General features: G+C 34.2%; 18 protein-coding genes. 14 read left to right on the top strand and 4 right to left on the bottom strand.

The features are described 5' to 3' along the window. The first annotated feature begins 28 nt into the window (after positions 1-28). Positions 29-2068, top strand: coding sequence for a dipeptidyl-peptidase 3 family protein (locus JJL45_RS13425; protein ID WP_068602047.1), 2040 nt, complete (start codon positions 29-31; stop codon positions 2066-2068). A 506-nt stretch (positions 2069-2574) separates the two neighbouring features. Further along, on the top strand, positions 2575-2961 hold the full coding sequence (locus JJL45_RS13420) for a nucleoside triphosphate pyrophosphohydrolase family protein (protein ID WP_068602049.1): 387 nt from the start codon (positions 2575-2577) through the stop codon (positions 2959-2961). Between the two features lie 57 nt (positions 2962-3018). On the opposite strand, the gene JJL45_RS13415 is transcribed toward JJL45_RS13420, so the two are convergent. Continuing rightward, entirely contained in the window at positions 3019-4086 is a 1068-nt protein-coding gene (locus tag JJL45_RS13415) for a branched-chain amino acid aminotransferase (protein WP_068602052.1), read from the bottom strand. Positions 4087-4221: 135 nt separating this feature from the next. On the opposite strand from JJL45_RS13415, the gene mnmD reads away from it, so the two are divergent. Continuing rightward, entirely contained in the window at positions 4222-4920 is a 699-nt protein-coding gene (mnmD, locus tag JJL45_RS13410; RefSeq protein ID WP_068602054.1) for a tRNA (5-methylaminomethyl-2-thiouridine)(34)-methyltransferase MnmD, read from the top strand. A gap of 158 nt (positions 4921-5078) precedes the next feature. Then, entirely contained in the window at positions 5079-5981 is a 903-nt protein-coding gene (locus tag JJL45_RS13405; RefSeq protein ID WP_068602056.1) for a TIGR01777 family oxidoreductase, read from the top strand. A gap of 57 nt (positions 5982-6038) precedes the next feature. Here the strand turns inward: JJL45_RS13405 and JJL45_RS13400 are convergent, their stop codons facing one another. Beyond that, the gene (locus tag JJL45_RS13400; protein ID WP_068602058.1) at positions 6039-6701 is read right to left on the bottom strand and encodes a YceI family protein; all 663 of its coding nucleotides are present in this window, start codon (positions 6699-6701) and stop codon (positions 6039-6041) included. A gap of 150 nt (positions 6702-6851) precedes the next feature. Between JJL45_RS13400 and JJL45_RS13395 the strand changes: the two genes are divergently transcribed. The 6 genes from JJL45_RS13395 (at position 6852) to JJL45_RS13370 (ending at position 13317) form a co-directional block, all read left to right on the top strand. Continuing rightward, positions 6852-7415: a nucleotide exchange factor GrpE gene (locus tag JJL45_RS13395; protein WP_068602060.1), complete on the top strand. Its 564-nt coding sequence runs from the start codon at positions 6852-6854 to the stop codon at positions 7413-7415. An 8-nt stretch (positions 7416-7423) separates the two neighbouring features. Then, positions 7424-8542, top strand: coding sequence for a molecular chaperone DnaJ (gene dnaJ / locus JJL45_RS13390; protein WP_068602062.1), 1119 nt, complete (start codon positions 7424-7426; stop codon positions 8540-8542). Between the two features lie 393 nt (positions 8543-8935). Beyond that, positions 8936-9862, top strand: coding sequence for an ABC transporter ATP-binding protein (locus JJL45_RS13385; RefSeq protein WP_068602064.1), 927 nt, complete (start codon positions 8936-8938; stop codon positions 9860-9862). A gap of 6 nt (positions 9863-9868) precedes the next feature. After that, a complete protein-coding gene (locus tag JJL45_RS13380; protein ID WP_068602066.1) occupies positions 9869-11182 on the top strand; it encodes an ABC transporter permease in 1314 nt (437 codons plus the stop codon). A 6-nt stretch (positions 11183-11188) separates the two neighbouring features. Continuing rightward, complete coding sequence (locus tag JJL45_RS13375; RefSeq protein ID WP_082935853.1) at positions 11189-12118, top strand: mechanosensitive ion channel family protein; 930 nt, start codon at positions 11189-11191, stop codon at positions 12116-12118. 35 nt (positions 12119-12153) lie between these two features. Beyond that, positions 12154-13317 carry a sigma-54-dependent transcriptional regulator gene (locus JJL45_RS13370; protein WP_068602068.1) on the top strand — a complete coding sequence of 388 codons (1164 nt, stop codon included), beginning with the start codon at positions 12154-12156 and terminating at the stop codon, positions 13315-13317. Positions 13318-13401: 84 nt separating this feature from the next. Here JJL45_RS13370 and JJL45_RS13365 read toward each other — a convergent pair whose 3' ends face one another. Beyond that, complete coding sequence (locus tag JJL45_RS13365; protein ID WP_068602070.1) at positions 13402-14175, bottom strand: hypothetical protein; 774 nt, start codon at positions 14173-14175, stop codon at positions 13402-13404. 136 nt (positions 14176-14311) lie between these two features. On the opposite strand from JJL45_RS13365, the gene JJL45_RS13360 reads away from it, so the two are divergent. The 4 genes from JJL45_RS13360 to JJL45_RS13345 all read left to right on the top strand — a co-directional run bounded on the left by JJL45_RS13360 (position 14312) and on the right by JJL45_RS13345 (position 16455). Continuing rightward, complete coding sequence (locus JJL45_RS13360; RefSeq protein WP_067145999.1) at positions 14312-15169, top strand: PPK2 family polyphosphate kinase; 858 nt, start codon at positions 14312-14314, stop codon at positions 15167-15169. A gap of 112 nt (positions 15170-15281) precedes the next feature. Continuing rightward, entirely contained in the window at positions 15282-15857 is a 576-nt protein-coding gene (locus JJL45_RS13355; RefSeq protein ID WP_242521392.1) for a hypothetical protein, read from the top strand. Between the two features lie 84 nt (positions 15858-15941). Continuing rightward, complete coding sequence (locus JJL45_RS13350; RefSeq protein ID WP_068602074.1) at positions 15942-16196, top strand: type II toxin-antitoxin system Phd/YefM family antitoxin; 255 nt, start codon at positions 15942-15944, stop codon at positions 16194-16196. Position 16197: 1 nt separating this feature from the next. Next, positions 16198-16455 carry a Txe/YoeB family addiction module toxin gene (locus JJL45_RS13345; protein WP_068602076.1) on the top strand — a complete coding sequence of 86 codons (258 nt, stop codon included), beginning with the start codon at positions 16198-16200 and terminating at the stop codon, positions 16453-16455. 211 nt (positions 16456-16666) lie between these two features. On the opposite strand, the gene lysA is transcribed toward JJL45_RS13345, so the two are convergent. Then, positions 16667-17902, bottom strand: coding sequence for a diaminopimelate decarboxylase (lysA, locus tag JJL45_RS13340; protein WP_068602078.1), 1236 nt, complete (start codon positions 17900-17902; stop codon positions 16667-16669). Between the last annotated feature and the right edge of the window lie 45 nt (positions 17903-17947).

The raw sequence follows: 17947 nt of genomic DNA, 5'->3' as shown, positions 1-17947 counted from the left end.
ATTTTAATCTCTAACTATATTTAATAATATGCAACTAAAAACAATTTTGAGCATAGCTTTAGTAAGTTCGCTTTTATGGGCTTGTGGCAATGAGAAGTCTGAAACCGTTAATCATAAAATGGCCGAAAAAGAGGTTGTTAAATTTGATTACAATGTCGAGCAATTTGCAGATATAAAAATTCTGCGTTATCAAATTCCAGGTTGGGAAAATTTATCCCTTAAGGAGCAAAAACTTGTGTATTATCTAACGCAGGCTGGTTTATCTGGACGTGATATTATGTGGGATCAAAACTACCGTCATAATTTAACCATTAGAAAAGCTTTAGAAAAAATATATACGACTTTTGAAGGCGATAAAACTAATGAGAACTGGAATGCTTTCGAAGCCTATTTAAAGCGTGTTTGGTTTAGTAATGGTATTCATCATCATTATTCTAACGATAAGTTGAAGCCAGGTTTCTCTCCTGAATATTTAAAAACTTTACTTGAGGCTACGCAAACAACTTTAGAAGGTGAAGCCTTTGCTGTTTTGTTTAACGATAAGGATGCCAAGAAAGTAAACCAAGCTAAAGGAGTTGACAATGTGGCGCTTTCTGCAGTTAACTTTTACGGTCCTAATGTAACTAATGCAGATGTTGAAAGTTTTTATAAAACTAAAGTGTCTCCAAATCCTGAGAAGCCGTTGTCTTTTGGATTAAACTCGCAACTGGTTAAAGAGGATGGGGTGTTAAAAGAGCGTGTGTATAAGTCTGGTGGATTGTATGGCGAAGCTATCGATGAAATCATTAAATGGTTAGAATTTGCGCAAGGTGTAGCCGAAAATAAGGCTCAAGGTGATGCCCTTGGATTGTTAATTGAATATTACAAAACAGGAGATTTACAAACATGGGACGATTATAACGTGGCATGGACAGGAGCTACCGAAGGAAATATCGATTATATAAATAGCTTCATTGAAGTGTATAATGATCCTTTAGGATATCGAGGCTCATACGAAAGTATCATTCAAATTAATGATTTCGATATGTCTAAAAAAATGAAAGTCTTATCGGATAACGCACAATGGTTTGAAGATCATTCTACATTAATGGATGCTCATAAAAAGAAAAATGTAGTTGGTGTTTCATATAAGGTGGTGAGTGTAGCTGGCGAGGCTGGAGATGCTTCTCCTAGTACGCCAATTGGAGTAAATTTACCTAATGCAAACTGGATTCGTGCTGCTGTAGGTAGCAAGTCGGTATCTTTAGGGAATATTATTAATGCCTATAATAATGCAGGTGGTTCAGAGCGTTTAAAAGAGTTTGTAAACGATCAAGAAGAACTGGAATTAGAAGAGAAATACGGACAATTAGCTGATAAGTTACATACGGCTTTACACGAGGTTATTGGTCACGCTTCAGGACAGTTAAATCCTGGGGTTGGTGAAACGAAAGAAACGCTAAAAAATTATGCCTCAACCTTAGAAGAAGGGCGTGCCGATTTAGTAGGACTTTATTATTTATACGACCCGAAACTTCAAGAATTAGGTTTGGTTGACGATTGGAAATCTGTTGGAAAAGCAGCTTACGATGGTTATATTAGAAATGGTTTAATGACGCAACTTATTCGTTTAAATTTAGGTGACGATGTTGAAGAAGCACACATGAGAAACAGACAGTGGGTATCGGCTTGGGTTTTTGAAAAAGGTAAAGCTGATAACGTTATTGAAAAAATTACAAGAGACGGAAAAACGTATTTCAATATTAATGATTACGAGAAATTACATGACTTATTCGGACAATTATTAAGAGAAACACAAAGAATTAAATCTGAAGGTGATTTTGCTGCTTGCGAAGCTTTAGTTGAAGGTTATGGTGTGAAAGTAGATCAAGACATTCATGCTGAAGTTCTAGAGCGTAACAAACAGTTTACATCGGCACCTTATAGCGGATTTGTAAACCCAGTATTAGTACCAGAAACAGATGCTAATGGAGATATCACAGCAATAAAAGTGACTCAACCAGAAACTTTTGATGGTCAGATGTTGAACTATAGTAAAAATTACAGTTTCCTTCCAGAAGTAAACTAAGGAGTTAATACATAAGTAAAATAAAAAAACAGAACCCTAATTAAGGTTCTGTTTTTTTATTTACACTAAATATGAGTAAAATGATATTAACAACAATAAGCGCACTTAAAATTAAAATAATGGTCATCTTTTTATGTTTAGGTTGGTATTCTAGATGATAGATGGTTAATCTGTAAAAAGGTTGCGTCTAAAGTATTAATTTTTTTGTAAATACGTCTTTTTTTTATGAATATCTCGGTTTTTCTTGGGATCTACTGCTATTTAAAAAAGAATTTAATAGCCGAAATTAAAGCGATAAAGGCAATAAACGCTATAAGCATCCAATAGCTGCCTGCGTAAAATCGCTTGTGTAATTTCAAGTCTTTTCTGTAGGTATATGCAATAATTATTGCGAAAACGATAAAAAATAAAACACCGAAAATGATTTGGCCTTTACTGAACATATAATATTTTTATGCAAATTTAAGGAATAACAAGCATTTAAAACCCCAATATATAATCACATTATGAAAAATAAAATAGAAGCGGTAAAGGCATTTCATACGGCCTTTAAAATCGGACATCTGGAGTCACCAAAAGCAGATTTAGGTCAGGCTAAAAACATGCTAAGATTTAATTTAATGAAGGAAGAAAATGAAGAGTATTTAGAAGCTGCACAAAACAACGATCTTGTTGAGGTTGCCGATGCTTTAGGAGATATGCTTTATATTTTATGCGGAACCATTATTGAACATGGTATGCAGCATAAAATAGAAGAGGTTTTTGATGAAATTCAACGAAGTAATATGAGTAAATTAGGAGAAGGAGGAGAGCCTATTTATCGAGAAGATGGTAAAGTTCTAAAAGGCCCTAATTATTTTAAGCCTAATATCAAGTCTATTTTAGAACAGTAATGTATTTAATTTTAAGATAAAAAAAAATGGTCTAGAAATAGACCATTTTTTTTGTTATTACTTAACCTCATAACGCCATCCAAAAGGATCTTCAGCTTTATTGGTTTGTATGTCTGTAATACGCTTTTTCAAAAAGCTAGCGTATGTGTCGTCAATTTTTGCTATCTCATAATCATCACCTTTATAGCCAAATCCAGAAATAGGTGAAATTACTGCAGCAGTTCCTGCTCCAAACATTTCCTTAAGCGAACCATTTTTAGCAGCTTCAACCACTTCAGCAACGGTAAGTTTTCTAACTTCAACAGGAATGTTTTCAGATTCTGCTAACTCAATAATACTTTTACGTGTAATACCATCTAGAATTCTATCGCTAGTCGGACCTGTAATTAAAGTGTCGTTAATACGAACAAAAATGTTCATCGCTCCAGCTTCTTCAATATATTCGTGTGTATTATCGTCTGTCCAAATAACTTGTTGATAACCTTTTTCTATAGCCAATTGAGTAGGATAGAACTGTCCGGCATAATTACCACCAGCTTTAGCAAAACCAACACCACCATTAGCAGAACGCGAATATTTTTCTTCAATTAAAACCTTAACATCACCAGAAAAATAAGATCCTGAAGGCGCTGTACAAATAATAAATTTATACTCATCGGCAGGTGACGCGTGGAAGCCATTACCAGAAGCGAAAACAAACGGTCTAATATATAAGGAACTTCCTTCGTTGGAAGGAATCCAATCTTTATCAACTTCCAATAAAGCTTTTAAACCATCCATAAAATAGTTTTCAGGAAGCTCAGGAATCGCCAAACGTTTTGAAGAGATATTGATACGCTTAAAGTTATCTAGAGGTCTAAATAACCAGACTTTTTTATCGGCATCTTTGTAGGCTTTCATACCTTCAAAAACTGATTGTCCGTAATGGAAAATTTTAGCAGAAGGATCTAAAGTAATACCTTGATAAGGAACTACTTTAGGTGCTTGCCATTTTCCATCTTTATAGTCACATTCAAGCATGTGATCAGAAAAAACATGTCCGAATTTTAAATTGTTAAAATCTACATCATTTATTTTTGTAGTTTCGGATTTTATAATCTCAATATCGTTGATTATAGCACTCATAGTCTCGTATTTTTATGACACAAATTTAAACAAATTCGTTCTTAAAAAATGCTATATTTACAACAAATCGTGGTTTCAATTAATTTTTTTGAGGCCAAATGACTAAAAACCGACTTTTTACTAGAAAATCTTAATTTGAAACGAGAAATTATTATTACTTCCGATGGCTCCTCAACCATTCATATTCCAGAATGGAATGAGCAGTATCATTCAAAACATGGTGCTATTCAGGAGGCTTATCATGTATTTATAAAACATGGACTTGAGTATGTTTTAGACAAATCGTTAACGTCTACAAAAGGTGAAAAGATTTCCATTCTAGAGATTGGTTTCGGTACGGGTTTGAATACGCTAATCACTTTAATTGAAGCTGAAAAAAAACAAGTTCAAATTGAATATTGTGGTGTAGAGGCTTATCCTATTTCAGATGAAGAAGTTAATCATCTCAATTACGTTTCTGAATTACATATTGAAGAGAAATCAGGAGTTTTTGAAGCCATTCATAATTCTAGTTGGGAAGTAAAACATGAGATTAACGAAGGTTTTTCTTTAACGAAACAAAAAAAGTTCTTTAAAGATATTACGGACTCCAATTTGTATGACCTCATATATTTTGATGCCTTCGGAGCTCGTGTTCAACCAGAACTTTGGACGGAAGCCATTTTCTCAATCATGTTTAAGGCTTTAAAAGAGGGCGGTGTTTTAGTAACCTATGCTGCCAAAGGCAGTGTGCGTCGCGCTATGCAGGCCGTTGGTTTTACAGTGACAAAATTGCCTGGCCCTCCGGGTAAACGAGAAATGCTTCGCGGGGAGAAAGTGAAAAGTGAAAAGTGAAAAGTGAAAAGTGAAAAGTGAAAAGAAGCTCCTTAGAACACCGAAAATGTAAAATGGAATTTTTTAATTAACCCTTAACCATTAACCAATATTGTTAAACCTAATATAAATACAGCCCATTAGGTATCGCCATTTTGTAGTTTTGTAAAAAAAAGAAGATGCGCGTCTTAATTACAGGAGCTACAGGTTTAATCGGTCAGGAGATAGTCAAGCTTTGTCACCAGCAGGATATCAAGGTGAGTTATCTCACAACGCGCAAATCTCAAATTTCTAAGGAAGAAAACTACAAAGGCTTTTATTGGAATCCCAAAACATTGGATATAGACACCAATTGTTTTACCGATGTCGATACTATTATTCATTTAGCGGCAGCTCCCATTTCAAAACGTTGGACACCTTGTTACAAAAAGGAAATCTTAAAAAGTAGAACCGAAAGCACTAAATTATTAGTTAATAATTTAAAAGGAGAATCTCATCACATTAAACAGGTCATATCTGCAAGTGCGATAGGGGTTTACCCAGATTCGATTACCAATTATTATGATGAAAATTATAAAACAAAAAAAATATCATTTTTAAGTAAAGTAGTTTGTGACTGGGAGCATGAAGTCGATGCTTTTAAAACTTTAGGTATAACGGTTTCTAAAATAAGAATTGGTTTAGTGCTTTCTGATAAAGGTGGTGCTCTACAAGAATTGGTGAAACCAGTAAATTACGGATTAGGAGCAGCCTTTGGTTCGGGGAAACAATGGCAGTCTTGGGTTCACGTTCACGACCTGGCTCAATTGTTTTTATATGTTTTAAAATATAGGTTGGAAGGTGTTTATAATGCTGTTTCACCTAATCCAGTTACAAATAATGAGCTGGTTAAAACCATTGCATCCATTCAGGAAAAACCATTATTTCTTCCTAATATTCCCAAAGCAGTCATGAAATTAGTTTTAGGGAAAATGCACACCATCTTGTATGAGAGTCAGCGTGTAAGTTCAAAAAAGATTGAAGATAAAGGCTTTTACTTTAAATTTCACCATTTAGAACCCGCCTTATCCGATTTGTTATAAAATAAAAAAGCTACTCTTTTTTCAAGGAGTAGCTTTTTATATTTATAGCGTTTTTGTTTAAGCTTTAGTCGCTTTAACTACAATCTTAAATTCCATATCATCACTGATGAATTTATCTCCTAAATCACCAAAAATAGATTTTGAAGCGTATTTAATATCCCACTTCGTTCTATCAATAGTAAAAGTTTCACTAGTAATAGTCAAATCGTTTTCAGTTTGATTTACAGTTACAGGAACAGTAACTTTATGAGTAATTCCTTTAATGGTTAAGTTACCGATAAGTTCTTTTTTACCTTCAGATTCTACGAAATCAATTACTTCAAAAGTTGATGTAGGATGATTTTCTACGTCGAAGAAATCTTCGTTTTTTAAGTGGCCTAAAAGTTTTGCATTACCTTCGTCTTCCGCAGGAATATCAACCACAACGATTGAGTTCATGTCGATAACAATGTTACCTCCAGAAATTTGACCTTGTTGGCTCACTAAAGTACCTTCAGCAAAAGAAATGGTTCCAAAGTGCTCACCTGTTGGTTTCGTACCTTTCCATTCCATAGTAGAGGCTACGGGATCAACATTGAATGTTACACCTTCGGTATTGTTATGGGTTTCTTCAATAGCGGCTTCAGGAGCTGTTTCAGCTTCCTTAGCTTTGTCTTTACATGATGTAAATGCCGCCGATAAAGCGATTAATAGAACAAATGCTGATAAATTCTTCTTCATTATATAATGTTTTTTGGGTTTTAAGTCTCAAAAGTAATGAAACCTACCTTCAAAAAAAATTAAAATAATTTAATGACATTATGACATTTTTACAATATTGGCAGTACTTTTGCGAACTTTAAATTTAGTATTTCAAAACGTGAATTTACGATGAGTAAAGAAGATAAAAACAACGATATAGAAAGTGAACAAGTAGACGGTGTACAAAACGAAACCGTTGAAGTAGAAGAACAAGTTGCTGAAGAGCAAGCGGTAGAAGAAACCGTAGAAGAAAAGCTTGAGGCTGAATTAAAACAAGAGAAGGAAAAGTTTTTGCGTTTATTTGCTGAGTTTGAAAATTATAAACGAAGAACTTCTAAGGAACGCATGGAGTTGTTTTCTACAGCAAGTGAGGGTGTGATGAAAACATTACTACCTGTTTTAGATGATTTTGAGCGTGCTTTAAGTCATATTGAAGACGATAAAGAGGCTGAAGAATTGCGAAAAGGTGTATTGTTAATTTATCAGAAATTAGTGAACACTTTAGGTCAAAAAGGCTTAAAAGTTATGGAAGTTGAAAAAGGCGATGTGTTTAATGCCGATTCACACGAAGCGATTACACAAATACCTGCACCAAACGACGATTTAAAAGGAAAAATTATTGATATAGTTGAAAAAGGATACCTATTAGGTGAGAAAATTATCCGTTTTCCAAAAGTAGTTATTGGGCAATAAAATAAAATATGGCTAAAAGAGATTTTTACGAAATATTAGGAATTAGTAAAGGGGCGTCTGCCGCTGAAATTAAGAAAGCTTATAGAAAAAAAGCGATTGAATTTCACCCAGATAAAAACCCTGATGATAAGGAAGCTGAAGCAAAATTTAAAGAAGCAGCCGAAGCATACGAAATTTTAAGCGACGAAAATAAAAAAGCACGTTACGACCAGTATGGTCACCAAGCCTTCGAGAATGGCGGTGGCGGATACGGCGGTGGCGGTATGAATATGGATGACATATTCAGTCAGTTTGGCGATATTTTCGGAGGCGGCGGTTTTGGTGGCGGCTTCGGAGGTGGATTTGGTGGCGGTCAACGTCGTGCCAAAGGAAGCAACCTACGTATACGTGTGAAGCTAACTTTAGAAGAAGTTGCTAATGGTGTTGAGAAAAAAGTTAAAGTAAAACGTAAAGTTCAAGCACCAGGCACAACCTATAAAACCTGTCTTACTTGTCAAGGTAGCGGACAAGTAACAAGAATTGCAAACACCATTTTAGGGCGTATGCAAACTTCGGCACCATGTAATGATTGTGGTGGCGCAGGACAAACGATCGATAAAAAACCTAGCGATGCCGATGCACAAGGTTTAAAAGTTTCGGAAGAAACGGTTTCTATTAAAATTCCTGCAGGTGTTGTAGATGGCATGCAACTTAAAGTTTCAGGAAAAGGAAACGAAGCACCAGGTAATGGTATTTCAGGCGATTTAATTGTTGTTATTGAAGAAGAACAACATGATCGTTTAAAGCGTGAAGGCGATAATTTACACTACGATTTGTATGTGAGTTTCCCAGATGCTGTGTTAGGTACTTCCAAAGAAATAGATACCGTTACAGGAAAAGTGCGTATTAAAATTGAAGCTGGTACGCAATCTGGAAAAATTTTACGCTTACGCGGAAAAGGGATTCCAAGTATAAACGGTTACGGTAAAGGCGACTTGTTAGTACATGTTAATGTATGGACACCGAAAACGTTAAACAAACAGCAAAAAGAATTTTTTGAAGCCATGCAAGATGATGAGCACTTTGACCCTAAACCAGAGAGTTCAGATAAGTCTTTCTTTGAAAAAGTTAAAGATATGTTTTCGTAATAAAACATATAAAATATTGAGAAATCCGCTTAAAAGGCGGATTTTTTTTGTCAATAAAAGTAAGATATCTTATAATTTTGTTAAAAGTTTGGAAAAAAAAACTATATTTGGCAACCACTAAATTTTATTTGGTGGTAATTTTTCTTTTTCATAGCAATTTTTTTCCCATCCTTAATTTTTTTTAAGGGTGGGTTTTGTTTTTAATACCCTTTGAGTTTTCTTAGTGTTTTCGGTTTATTTAAGAGGTGTTTGCAAATTAATAAATCAAGGCTAGGGTTGTCAAGGTCATCATGATGGGTAAATCTTAGTTTGTCGGATAAATAGCGTATAAATCCTATAAAAGCACGGGGTAACTTTTATACATTTAATATCTTTACCATCAAAAGTATATCTATGAGTAATTTATTAGAGGTTAATAAGGTCTCAAAGCATTTTGGAGACTTTAGAGCCTTAAATGATGTTTCTGTTTCGGTTCCCGAAGGCAGTATTTTTGGTTTATTAGGGCCAAATGGTGCGGGTAAAACCACCTTAATACGTATCGTAAATCAAATAACCATGCCAGATAAAGGAACGGTGCATTTGGGAGGTGAATTACTTAATCAACATCATATTAAAGACATTGGGTATTTGCCAGAAGAGCGTGGTTTGTACAAATCGATGAAAGTAGGAGAGCAGGCTTTATACCTAGCACAACTTAAAGGTTTAAGTAAATCTGAAGCTAAAAAACGACTGAACTACTGGTTTGAGCGCTTAGAAATTGGAGATTGGTGGAACAAAAAAATCCAAGAACTTTCTAAAGGGATGGCTCAAAAAATTCAATTTGTAGTTACCGTTTTACACCAACCTAAATTATTAATTTTTGATGAACCTTTTTCAGGTTTTGATCCTATAAATGCCAATTTAATTAAGGATGAAATTTTACGCTTGCGCGAAGAAGGTGCAACGGTCATTTTTTCAACACACCGCATGGAATCTGTGGAAGAGCTTTGCGATGATATCGCCTTAATAAATAAGTCCAATAAAATTCTGGACGGTAAATTAGTAGATATCAAGAGAGCTTATAAAAGCAATACCTTCGAAGTCGGTATTCGAGCGGAAGATAAGGAAAAGCTTAGATTGGAATTGAATGATAAATTCAATGTGTCTAGAGCTCAATTTAAAACCCTTGATGACGAATTAAAATTGAATATTAAATTAGATAAGGAAGATAAACCAAACGACTTACTTAACTATTTAACTTCAAGAGGGGAAGTTTCTCATTTTGTAGAATTAATTCCTAGTGTTAACGATATTTTTATTCAAACCGTAAAGAATAACTAATTTTTTATGAACCACTTACCGCTAATTTTAAAACGCGAATACTTAACAAAAGTTAGAAATAAATCATTTATTATTATGACTTTTTTGAGTCCGATAATATTTATCGCACTCATTGCCTTTGTGGCTTATCTCACCCAATTGAACAATGATAAGGTTCGTGTCATTTCTGTTTTAGACGAATCAGAAACTGTTCAAAATGTATTTAAAAATACCGAGCATACAACCTATAATATTTTTCAAGGGGTGTCGCTTGAAGATGCAAAAGCTTTGGTTTTAGAAACCGAAGGTACAGGGCTGTTACATATCCATCAGTTAGAAAATAAAACGATAGACTCACAACATATTACGTTCTATTCCGAAGAAGCGCCTTCATTGAGTTTAATTTCAGAAATTGAAAATAAAGTTGAAAAGCGCCTAACGAACATCAAACTTCAGGAAAATGGGGTTGATGTTGAGATGATTAACAATTCAAAAGTAAAAATAACCATCGCTCAAGAAAGTTTTGAAGGTGAAAAAACTTCAAAAGTAGATAGTGTTATCAAACTCATTTTTGGTGGCGCTGCAGGTTACTTGTTGTTCATGTTTATTATTATTTATGGCAATATGATTATGCGTAGCGTTATAGAGGAGAAAACCAGTCGTATTATCGAAGTCATTATATCTTCAGTAAAACCTATGCAACTTATGCTGGGTAAAATTTTAGGTACGTCCTTAGCAGGAATCACTCAAGTAGTTATCTGGATTATATTTGGAGGTATTTTAACTATGGTTGCCTCATTAGTTTTTGGCGTAGATCTGGCTGAAATGCAAAGTCCACAGCAACAAGCTATGCAACAAGCCATGGAAAATCCGGAAGTAAACTCTCAAGTTCAAAATATAGCCAATGCTTTTTATCACCTACCTTTAACGAATTTAATTATAGCTTTTATTTTATTTTTTGTTGGAGGGTATTTATTTTATAGCTCACTTTATGCTGCTATCGGTGCCGCTGTTGATAACGAAACCGATACGCAACAGTTTATGATGCCTATAATTATGCCATTAATTTTAGCGGTATATATTGGTTTCTTTACGGTGATAGAAGATCCGCACGGTACGGTTTCTACAGTGTTTTCATTTATCCCCTTAACATCGCCTGTGGTGATGCTCATGCGCATCCCATTTGGAGTGCCTATTTGGCAACAAATTTTGTCATTAGTCATATTAATTGCTACGTTTATAGCAACAGTATGGTTTGCTTCAAAAATTTATCGTGTAGGTATTTTAATGTATGGAAAAAAGCCAACTTACAAAGAGTTAATAAAATGGATTAAGTATTAGTAACCGATGCAGCAAGATACCGCAGAACAAATAGAGAAAAGTGTAGAAGCTGTTAGCGAAACCATTACCGAAAGTGGTGTTTGGGCTAAAATTGTTCAGTTTTTAGAATTTAAAATCATCGATTTTTCATACGCGAGTGAAGGAGATACTCATGAGATCGTTCTTAAGGTGAAATACGTGTTACTAGTGGCTATTGTTTTATTGGTAACGACTTATGTTTTACGATGGGTTAAAGGTATTGTTACCAGAAAAATGCCGCCAGACGATAAGGTGAAATTCACGACGGTATTTTCATTTGCGCGATGGCTGATTTATATTATTGTTATTCTTGTAGTTTTCGATTCTATAGGGGTTAATGTAACCGCTATTTTTGCAGCTTCCGCAGCCCTTTTAATTGGTATTGGTTTAGCGCTTCAAACTTTATTTCAAGATATTATTTCTGGTATTTTTATACTAGTAGATCAAACGGTCCATGTGGGGGATATTATTGAAATTGAAGGAAAAATTGGTCGTGTTGAAGAAATTAAATTACGAACCACCCGAGCGGTAACTATTGATAATAAGGTGCTTGTGATACCTAATCATTTGTATTTAGAAAATATGCTTTATAACTGGACCCAAAACGGGACATTAACAAGAGAGTCTGTTAATGTTGGTGTGGCCTATGGAAGCGATGTGCAGTTGGTTAAAAAATTACTGCTTCAGGCAGCAAGAACCCATGAATTGGTATTGAGTGAGCCCGAACCTTCGGTTGTTTTTATGGATTTTGGAGCTAGTTCCTTAGACTTTAAACTCGTGTTTACAATAAATAATAGCTTTAGAGCTCAATTTCCTAAAAGTGATATCCGTTTTGAAATTGATAGACTCTTTAGGGAGCACAATGTGAGTATTCCTTTTCCGCAGCGCGATATTCATATCATTCAAAAACCACAATAAATATTGAATTTAATAATTGAACTAAAAATAGCATTATGCCAAGAATATTAGTTATTGAAGATGAAGCAGCCATTAGACGTGTTTTGGTTAAAATTCTTTCTGAAGAAAACGATACCTACCAAGTTGATGAAGCTGTTGATGGCTTAGAAGGCATTGAAAAAATAAAAAATGAAGATTACGACTTGGTTCTTTGTGATATCAAAATGCCTAAAATGGATGGCGTAGAGGTTCTTGAAGCTACAAAAAAAATAAAAGCTGAAGTTCCTGTGGTTATGATTTCTGGTCATGGAGATTTAGACACAGCGGTAAACACCATGCGTTTACGGGCTTTCGATTATATTTCTAAACCGCCAGATTTAAACCGGTTATTGAATACGGTTAGAAATGCTTTAGATAGAAAAGAATTGGTAGTGGCTAACAAAATATTGAAGAAAAAAGTTAGCAAGAAGTATGACATGATTGGAGAAAGCAAAGCGATTTCTCGAATTAAAGACATGATAGATAAAGTAGCTCCAACTGATGCTAGGGTATTAATTACTGGGCCAAACGGAACAGGGAAGGAGTTGGTAGCGCATTGGTTGCATGAAAAAAGCGCCCGTTCTAAAGGCAGTTTGATAGAAGTTAACTGTGCCGCTATTCCGTCGGAATTAATTGAAAGTGAGTTGTTTGGTCATGTAAAGGGTGCTTTTACCAGTGCAAATAAAGATCGTGCCGGAAAGTTTGAAGCTGCCAATGGAGGCACCATTTTTTTAGATGAAATTGGAGACATGAGTTTGTCGGCACAGGCTAAAGTGTTACGTGCTTTACAAGAAAATAAAATCCAACGTGTTGGAAGCGATAGAGATATTAAAGTTGATGTGCGCGTCATTGCTGCTACCAATAAAAATTTAAAAAAGGAGATTGAAGAAGGGCGTTTCCGAGAAGATTTATATCACCGATTAGCAGTTATTTTAATTGAAGTTCCTTCTTTAAATAATAGGAGAGAAGATATTCCTTTGTTGGTTCGTCATTTTTCAGAAAAAATAGCTTCAGATAACGGGTCTTCTCAAAAGGGTTTTTCCGATAAGGCCATTAAACAGCTTCAGGAGTACGATTGGACTGGTAATATTAGAGAACTACGCAACGTTGTTGAGCGTTTAATTATTTTAGGCGGACAAGAAGTTAGTGAACAAGATGTTAAGTTATTTGCTTCTAAATAATTTAGACATATTAATATCTTTAGGGTATAAAAAAAGCTGTTAGATTCGTCTAACAGCTTTTTTTATGATATTAACAAGTTCGTTTTAACTTGCTTCACATTGGTTTAAAGCATCCAAATAGTTTTTGGTGATAGCTTTCATTTCATTGATGTAATGACTTTTAATCTCAGTGACAGACTTTGTTTCCATATCAATAACAGTTTCTTCAAAATTTATTGGAGTGTTACTGCCATAAACCTTTAAAGTTTCATTGTAAGATTTCACATTTTCTAAAATCCTTGCTTTATAAGATTTGATAATTTGCTGCTTTCTAAGCGCTAATTCTTGAGCTTCTTGCTGAGCCAATTGCATTTTAATTTGTTCAGCCTTTAACTTTAAAGCCTCTTGCTGTTGCTTTAATTTTAACTGCTCTTGTTGTAAATCTGATAAATCAGGACTATTAGAAGTATTAGAAACAGCGACACTTGTCGTTAATGGTGCTACTTTTTGATATTGATTATAAGCACATTTGTCAATTTCAATCAGACTTTCTTTGCTAAATTCACGACCGCGTTTTACAAAAAAGCGTCCGTCTTCGTAAGTTTCAGCAGCTTCAACTTTAGCTAACACTTCGATGCTTTTTTCAGCAAGTTCTACAGCTTTATCACAGTTACAAAAACTAAGAGCTTCCTTAGCAAGTTTAAAAGACTCTACCGATCTGTTGGCATAGTGTTTTAAGTGACTAATATTATTGGATTCATAGGAATCTTTAACATGAGAATAGGCATTTCCGAGGTAGGAATTTGCATTGTCACATCTGGTTTGGGCACTAACAACCATAGAGGCCGTTAGAAAAAATAGTAGGTAATAATTTTTCATAAACTTAGGGTTAACATAAATAGGTAGGTCCAAGATATAGAAAATATATGAAACCAAGCGGTGTCTTCTATTTCAAATTTTAGATTTACTATATTTAACCTATAATTAATCGAATTGTTAACTAAAATGAACTTGTATGGATATTAATCACTATAAAATCACATCAGAAATATCTTTAAAAAACTCCCAAACCAAAGTCGTTTTTGACGATGCTGAAAAGGAACTAAAAAAGGTTAGAAAAAAACTAGGAAAGCTTCAAGATACCTTATATGCGCATGGTAAATATGCCGTTTTAATTTGTTTACAAGGTATGGACACAGCGGGGAAAGATAGTTTAATTCGTGAGGTTTTTAAAGATTTTAATGCCCGTGGTGTTGTAGTTCACAGCTTTAAAGTGCCTACAGAATTAGAGTTAAAACATGATTTTATTTGGCGCCACTACATCGCTTTACCTGCTCGAGGAAAATTTGGTGTTTTTAATAGAACACATTATGAAAATGTTTTGGTAACCCGTGTACACCCTGAATATGTTTTAGGTGAAAATTTACCAAATATCCATAGCGTTGATGATGTCGATGATGCTTTTTGGGATAAACGTTTTGAGCAAATAAATAATTTTGAAAAACATGTGGCTCAAAACGGAACACTTATTTTTAAATTCTTTTTAAATCTTTCTAAATCGGAACAGAAACACAGGTTGCTACGTCGTTTGAATAAACAAGAAAAGAATTGGAAATTCTCGCCTGGTGATTTAAAGGAACGTAAACTTTGGGACCTTTATCAAGATTGTTATGAAGATGCTATTAATAGAACTTCTAAACCTCATGCGCCTTGGTATAATATCCCTGCCGACGACAAACCTTCTGCACGTTTATTAGTTGCAAAAATTATATACGAAACCCTAAAACAATTTGATGACATTAAGGAACCAGAATTAGATGATGCCATTAAAGTACATCTTAAGGAGTATAAAAAGCAATTAGAAACCGAATAATCTTTAAGTAATATTCTTGATAAACCAGGACAGTTTGACGTGTTTTGGAAGTTGAATTAGGAGATTACTTAAAGGTTTTTAGAAGTATTATATTTGGCGTTAAAAATAATTTATGATGTTCGTGAACAAATTCAAACTCCTTATAATATTAAGTCTGATAGTATTTACAGGAAATGCACAAGATAATATGACTTCAGAAAAATTGCCATTTTATGAAATTCCCGAGGCACCAGAAACCTATACAGCAGGAACTGTTGCAGCTCGTATGATTGATGGCTTAGGATTTAGATATTTTTGGGCTACAGATGGCTTAACTGAAAAAGATTTGAATCACAAATGCAGCGAGTCAGGAAGAACAAGTGCGGAAACTATTGAACATATCTATGGCTTGTCTAAATTTATTAGAAACGCGATGCTTAGCCATGATAAAGATTTAAATAACGAAGTAATAGGTTTTGAAGCGCAGCGAAGGCAGACCCTATTAAATTTGAAATTAGTATCTGATATGTTGCGAGACACTGAAAACCCTATTAACTTAGACGAAACTGAAGTTCCTTTTTGGAATATCATTAATGGTCCAATTGCTGATGCTACTTGGCATTGCGGACAAATAGTAATGCTAAGGCGTGCTTCTGGAAATCCGTTTAATTCTAAGGTGAGTGTTTTTGCAGGAAAGTTGAAAGCATAAATACTTTTATAGTTGCCAGCAATACAAAAAAATTGCGTAAACCATGTTTTGTACATATATTTGTACTTAATAAAATACGACATTATGCTAATAACAACTGTTTCTGATTTCAGAAAAGATATTAAAAGCTACTTGGACAGAGTTGTGAAGAACTTTGAGACTTTGATAATAAATCGTGGAAAAGATTCTGGGATTGTGGTTATGTCATTGCAAGAATACAATTCTTTAATGGCTACAAATCACGAACTTTCCTCACGAAAGAATGAGTTAAGATTAGACTCTGCAATTAACAAGCTAAAAAACGGAACTGCTTTTAGTAAAGACCTAATCGAAGGTTAAAATGAAGTATATATTCGTTGACGAGTCTTGGGAAGATTATCTGTATTGGCAAAAAACGGACAAAAAAAAGCTGAAGAAAATAAATGAACTTCTCAAAGACATCGCTAGAAACCCTTTTGACGGAGTTGGAAAACCCGAACCGCTAAAGCATAAATACGCAGGATTTTGGTCACGACGAATTGATAGCGAACATAGACTGATTTATCAATATAGAGAAGATGAAATATTGATTGCAAAATGCAGATTTCATTACGATTGAAAAAAGTACTACTAGCAACAAGGTGTATAATTAAAGGCTAGTTCGAGCTTGTTTACGAATATTTCGCAGGAATATTCTATTCGGTTTCTATTTGTTAAATTCGGTGCTAAATCACGCCACTAATCATACATGAGACCGTTAATAGATATAAAAAATCCTCTTTAAAACAGATCGTTTAAAGAGGATTTTTAATTTTTATTGAAAGTTCTATTTATTTAGAAACAGCCACTTTCTTTTTAGGTGAAAAATCTACTTCAACTTGATTTTTAAGAATGTCTTCAAAAGTTTCACGTTTTCTAATAAGCTTCGCTTCATTATTATACCATAAAACTTCAGCAGGTTTAAACCTTGAATTGTAGTTACTAGCCATAGAGAAGCAATAAGCACCCGCATTTCTAAAGCATAAAACATCACCTTCTGTAATCTCGTTAATTCTTCTGTTGTTACCAAAGGTATCTGTTTCACAAATGTATCCCACAACCGTATAGAAACGCTCACGCCCGTTAGGATTTGAAATGTTTACAATATCATGATGCGAACCGTAAAGCATGGGGCGAATTAAGTGATTAAAGCCTGAATCAACTTGAGCAAAAACCGTTGATGTCGTTTGTTTAACGGCGTTAACATGCGTTAAAAAACTACCAGATTCACTCACTAAAAATTTTCCAGGTTCGAAAGCTAAGGTTAAATCTTTTCCATATTCTTTACAGAAATCATTAAATCTAGCCGATAATTTCTCACCCAATTCTTCAATATTGGTTTCAATGTCTCCTGCTTTGTACGGTACTTTAAATCCAGACCCAAAATCAATAAAGTCTAAATCTTTAAATTGTTTCGCTGTTTCAAATAAAATTTCACTAGCGTAAAGAAATACTTCAATATCTAAAATATCACTTCCTGTATGCATGTGAATACCGTTAATGTGCATTTTAGTATTTTCAACAATACGTAAAATGTGAGGTATTTGATGGATTGAAATTCCAAATTTAGAATCTATATGTCCCACAGAAATATTAGCATTTCCTCCAGCCATTACATGTGGATTAATACGAATACAAACAGGCACGTTAGGGTGTTTGGTACCAAACTGCTCTAAAATAGAAAGGTTATCGATATTAATTTTTACACCTAATTTAGCCGCTTCTTCAATTTCTGATAACGAAACCCCATTAGGCGTGAAAATAATTTGCTCAGGTAAAAAACCAGCGGCTAATCCAAGTTGTACTTCTTGGATAGAAACGGTATCAATGCCAGAACCTAAAGATTTAAAAAGCTTTAAAATAGAGATGTTAGATAGTGCCTTAACCGCATAATTAAGTTTTAATTTCTTAACATTCTTAAAGGCGTTTGTTAATCGGTGATATTGAAATTCAATTTTTTCAGCATCATAAACATAAACAGGACTTCCAAAATCTTCTGCAATTTTAAGCAATTGACTATCTAACATAATTTTAAAATTTTTGGCAAAGATATTTCTTTGTTGAATAAAAAA

The organism is Tamlana sp. s12 (assembly GCF_016767215.1).
GTDB lineage: Bacteria > Bacteroidota > Bacteroidia > Flavobacteriales > Flavobacteriaceae > Pseudotamlana > Pseudotamlana agarivorans.
The sequence above is the reverse complement of the archived record's forward strand: the minus strand, read 5'-3'. Positions and strand labels throughout refer to the sequence as shown.

What these genes read in the sequence shown, in the direction of transcription:
- JJL45_RS13425 (WP_068602047.1), top strand. Translation starts at nt 29, where the DNA reads ATGCAACTAAAAACAATTTTGAGCATAGCTTTAGTAAGTTCGCTTTTA.
- JJL45_RS13420 (WP_068602049.1), top strand. Translation starts at nt 2,575, where the DNA reads ATGAAAAATAAAATAGAAGCGGTAAAGGCATTTCATACGGCCTTTAAA.
- JJL45_RS13415 (WP_068602052.1), bottom strand. Translation starts at nt 4,086, where the DNA reads ATGAGTGCTATAATCAACGATATTGAGATTATAAAATCCGAAACTACA.
- JJL45_RS13405 (WP_068602056.1), top strand. Translation starts at nt 5,079, where the DNA reads ATGCGCGTCTTAATTACAGGAGCTACAGGTTTAATCGGTCAGGAGATA.
- JJL45_RS13400 (WP_068602058.1), bottom strand. Translation starts at nt 6,701, where the DNA reads ATGAAGAAGAATTTATCAGCATTTGTTCTATTAATCGCTTTATCGGCG.
- JJL45_RS13395 (WP_068602060.1), top strand. Translation starts at nt 6,852, where the DNA reads ATGAGTAAAGAAGATAAAAACAACGATATAGAAAGTGAACAAGTAGAC.
- dnaJ (WP_068602062.1), top strand. Translation starts at nt 7,424, where the DNA reads ATGGCTAAAAGAGATTTTTACGAAATATTAGGAATTAGTAAAGGGGCG.
- JJL45_RS13385 (WP_068602064.1), top strand. Translation starts at nt 8,936, where the DNA reads ATGAGTAATTTATTAGAGGTTAATAAGGTCTCAAAGCATTTTGGAGAC.
- JJL45_RS13380 (WP_068602066.1), top strand. Translation starts at nt 9,869, where the DNA reads ATGAACCACTTACCGCTAATTTTAAAACGCGAATACTTAACAAAAGTT.
- JJL45_RS13375 (WP_082935853.1), top strand. Translation starts at nt 11,189, where the DNA reads ATGCAGCAAGATACCGCAGAACAAATAGAGAAAAGTGTAGAAGCTGTT.
- JJL45_RS13370 (WP_068602068.1), top strand. Translation starts at nt 12,154, where the DNA reads ATGCCAAGAATATTAGTTATTGAAGATGAAGCAGCCATTAGACGTGTT.
- JJL45_RS13365 (WP_068602070.1), bottom strand. Translation starts at nt 14,175, where the DNA reads ATGAAAAATTATTACCTACTATTTTTTCTAACGGCCTCTATGGTTGTT.
- JJL45_RS13360 (WP_067145999.1), top strand. Translation starts at nt 14,312, where the DNA reads ATGGATATTAATCACTATAAAATCACATCAGAAATATCTTTAAAAAAC.
- JJL45_RS13355 (WP_242521392.1), top strand. Translation starts at nt 15,282, where the DNA reads ATGATGTTCGTGAACAAATTCAAACTCCTTATAATATTAAGTCTGATA.
- JJL45_RS13350 (WP_068602074.1), top strand. Translation starts at nt 15,942, where the DNA reads ATGCTAATAACAACTGTTTCTGATTTCAGAAAAGATATTAAAAGCTAC.
- JJL45_RS13345 (WP_068602076.1), top strand. Translation starts at nt 16,198, where the DNA reads ATGAAGTATATATTCGTTGACGAGTCTTGGGAAGATTATCTGTATTGG.
- lysA (WP_068602078.1), bottom strand. Translation starts at nt 17,902, where the DNA reads ATGTTAGATAGTCAATTGCTTAAAATTGCAGAAGATTTTGGAAGTCCT.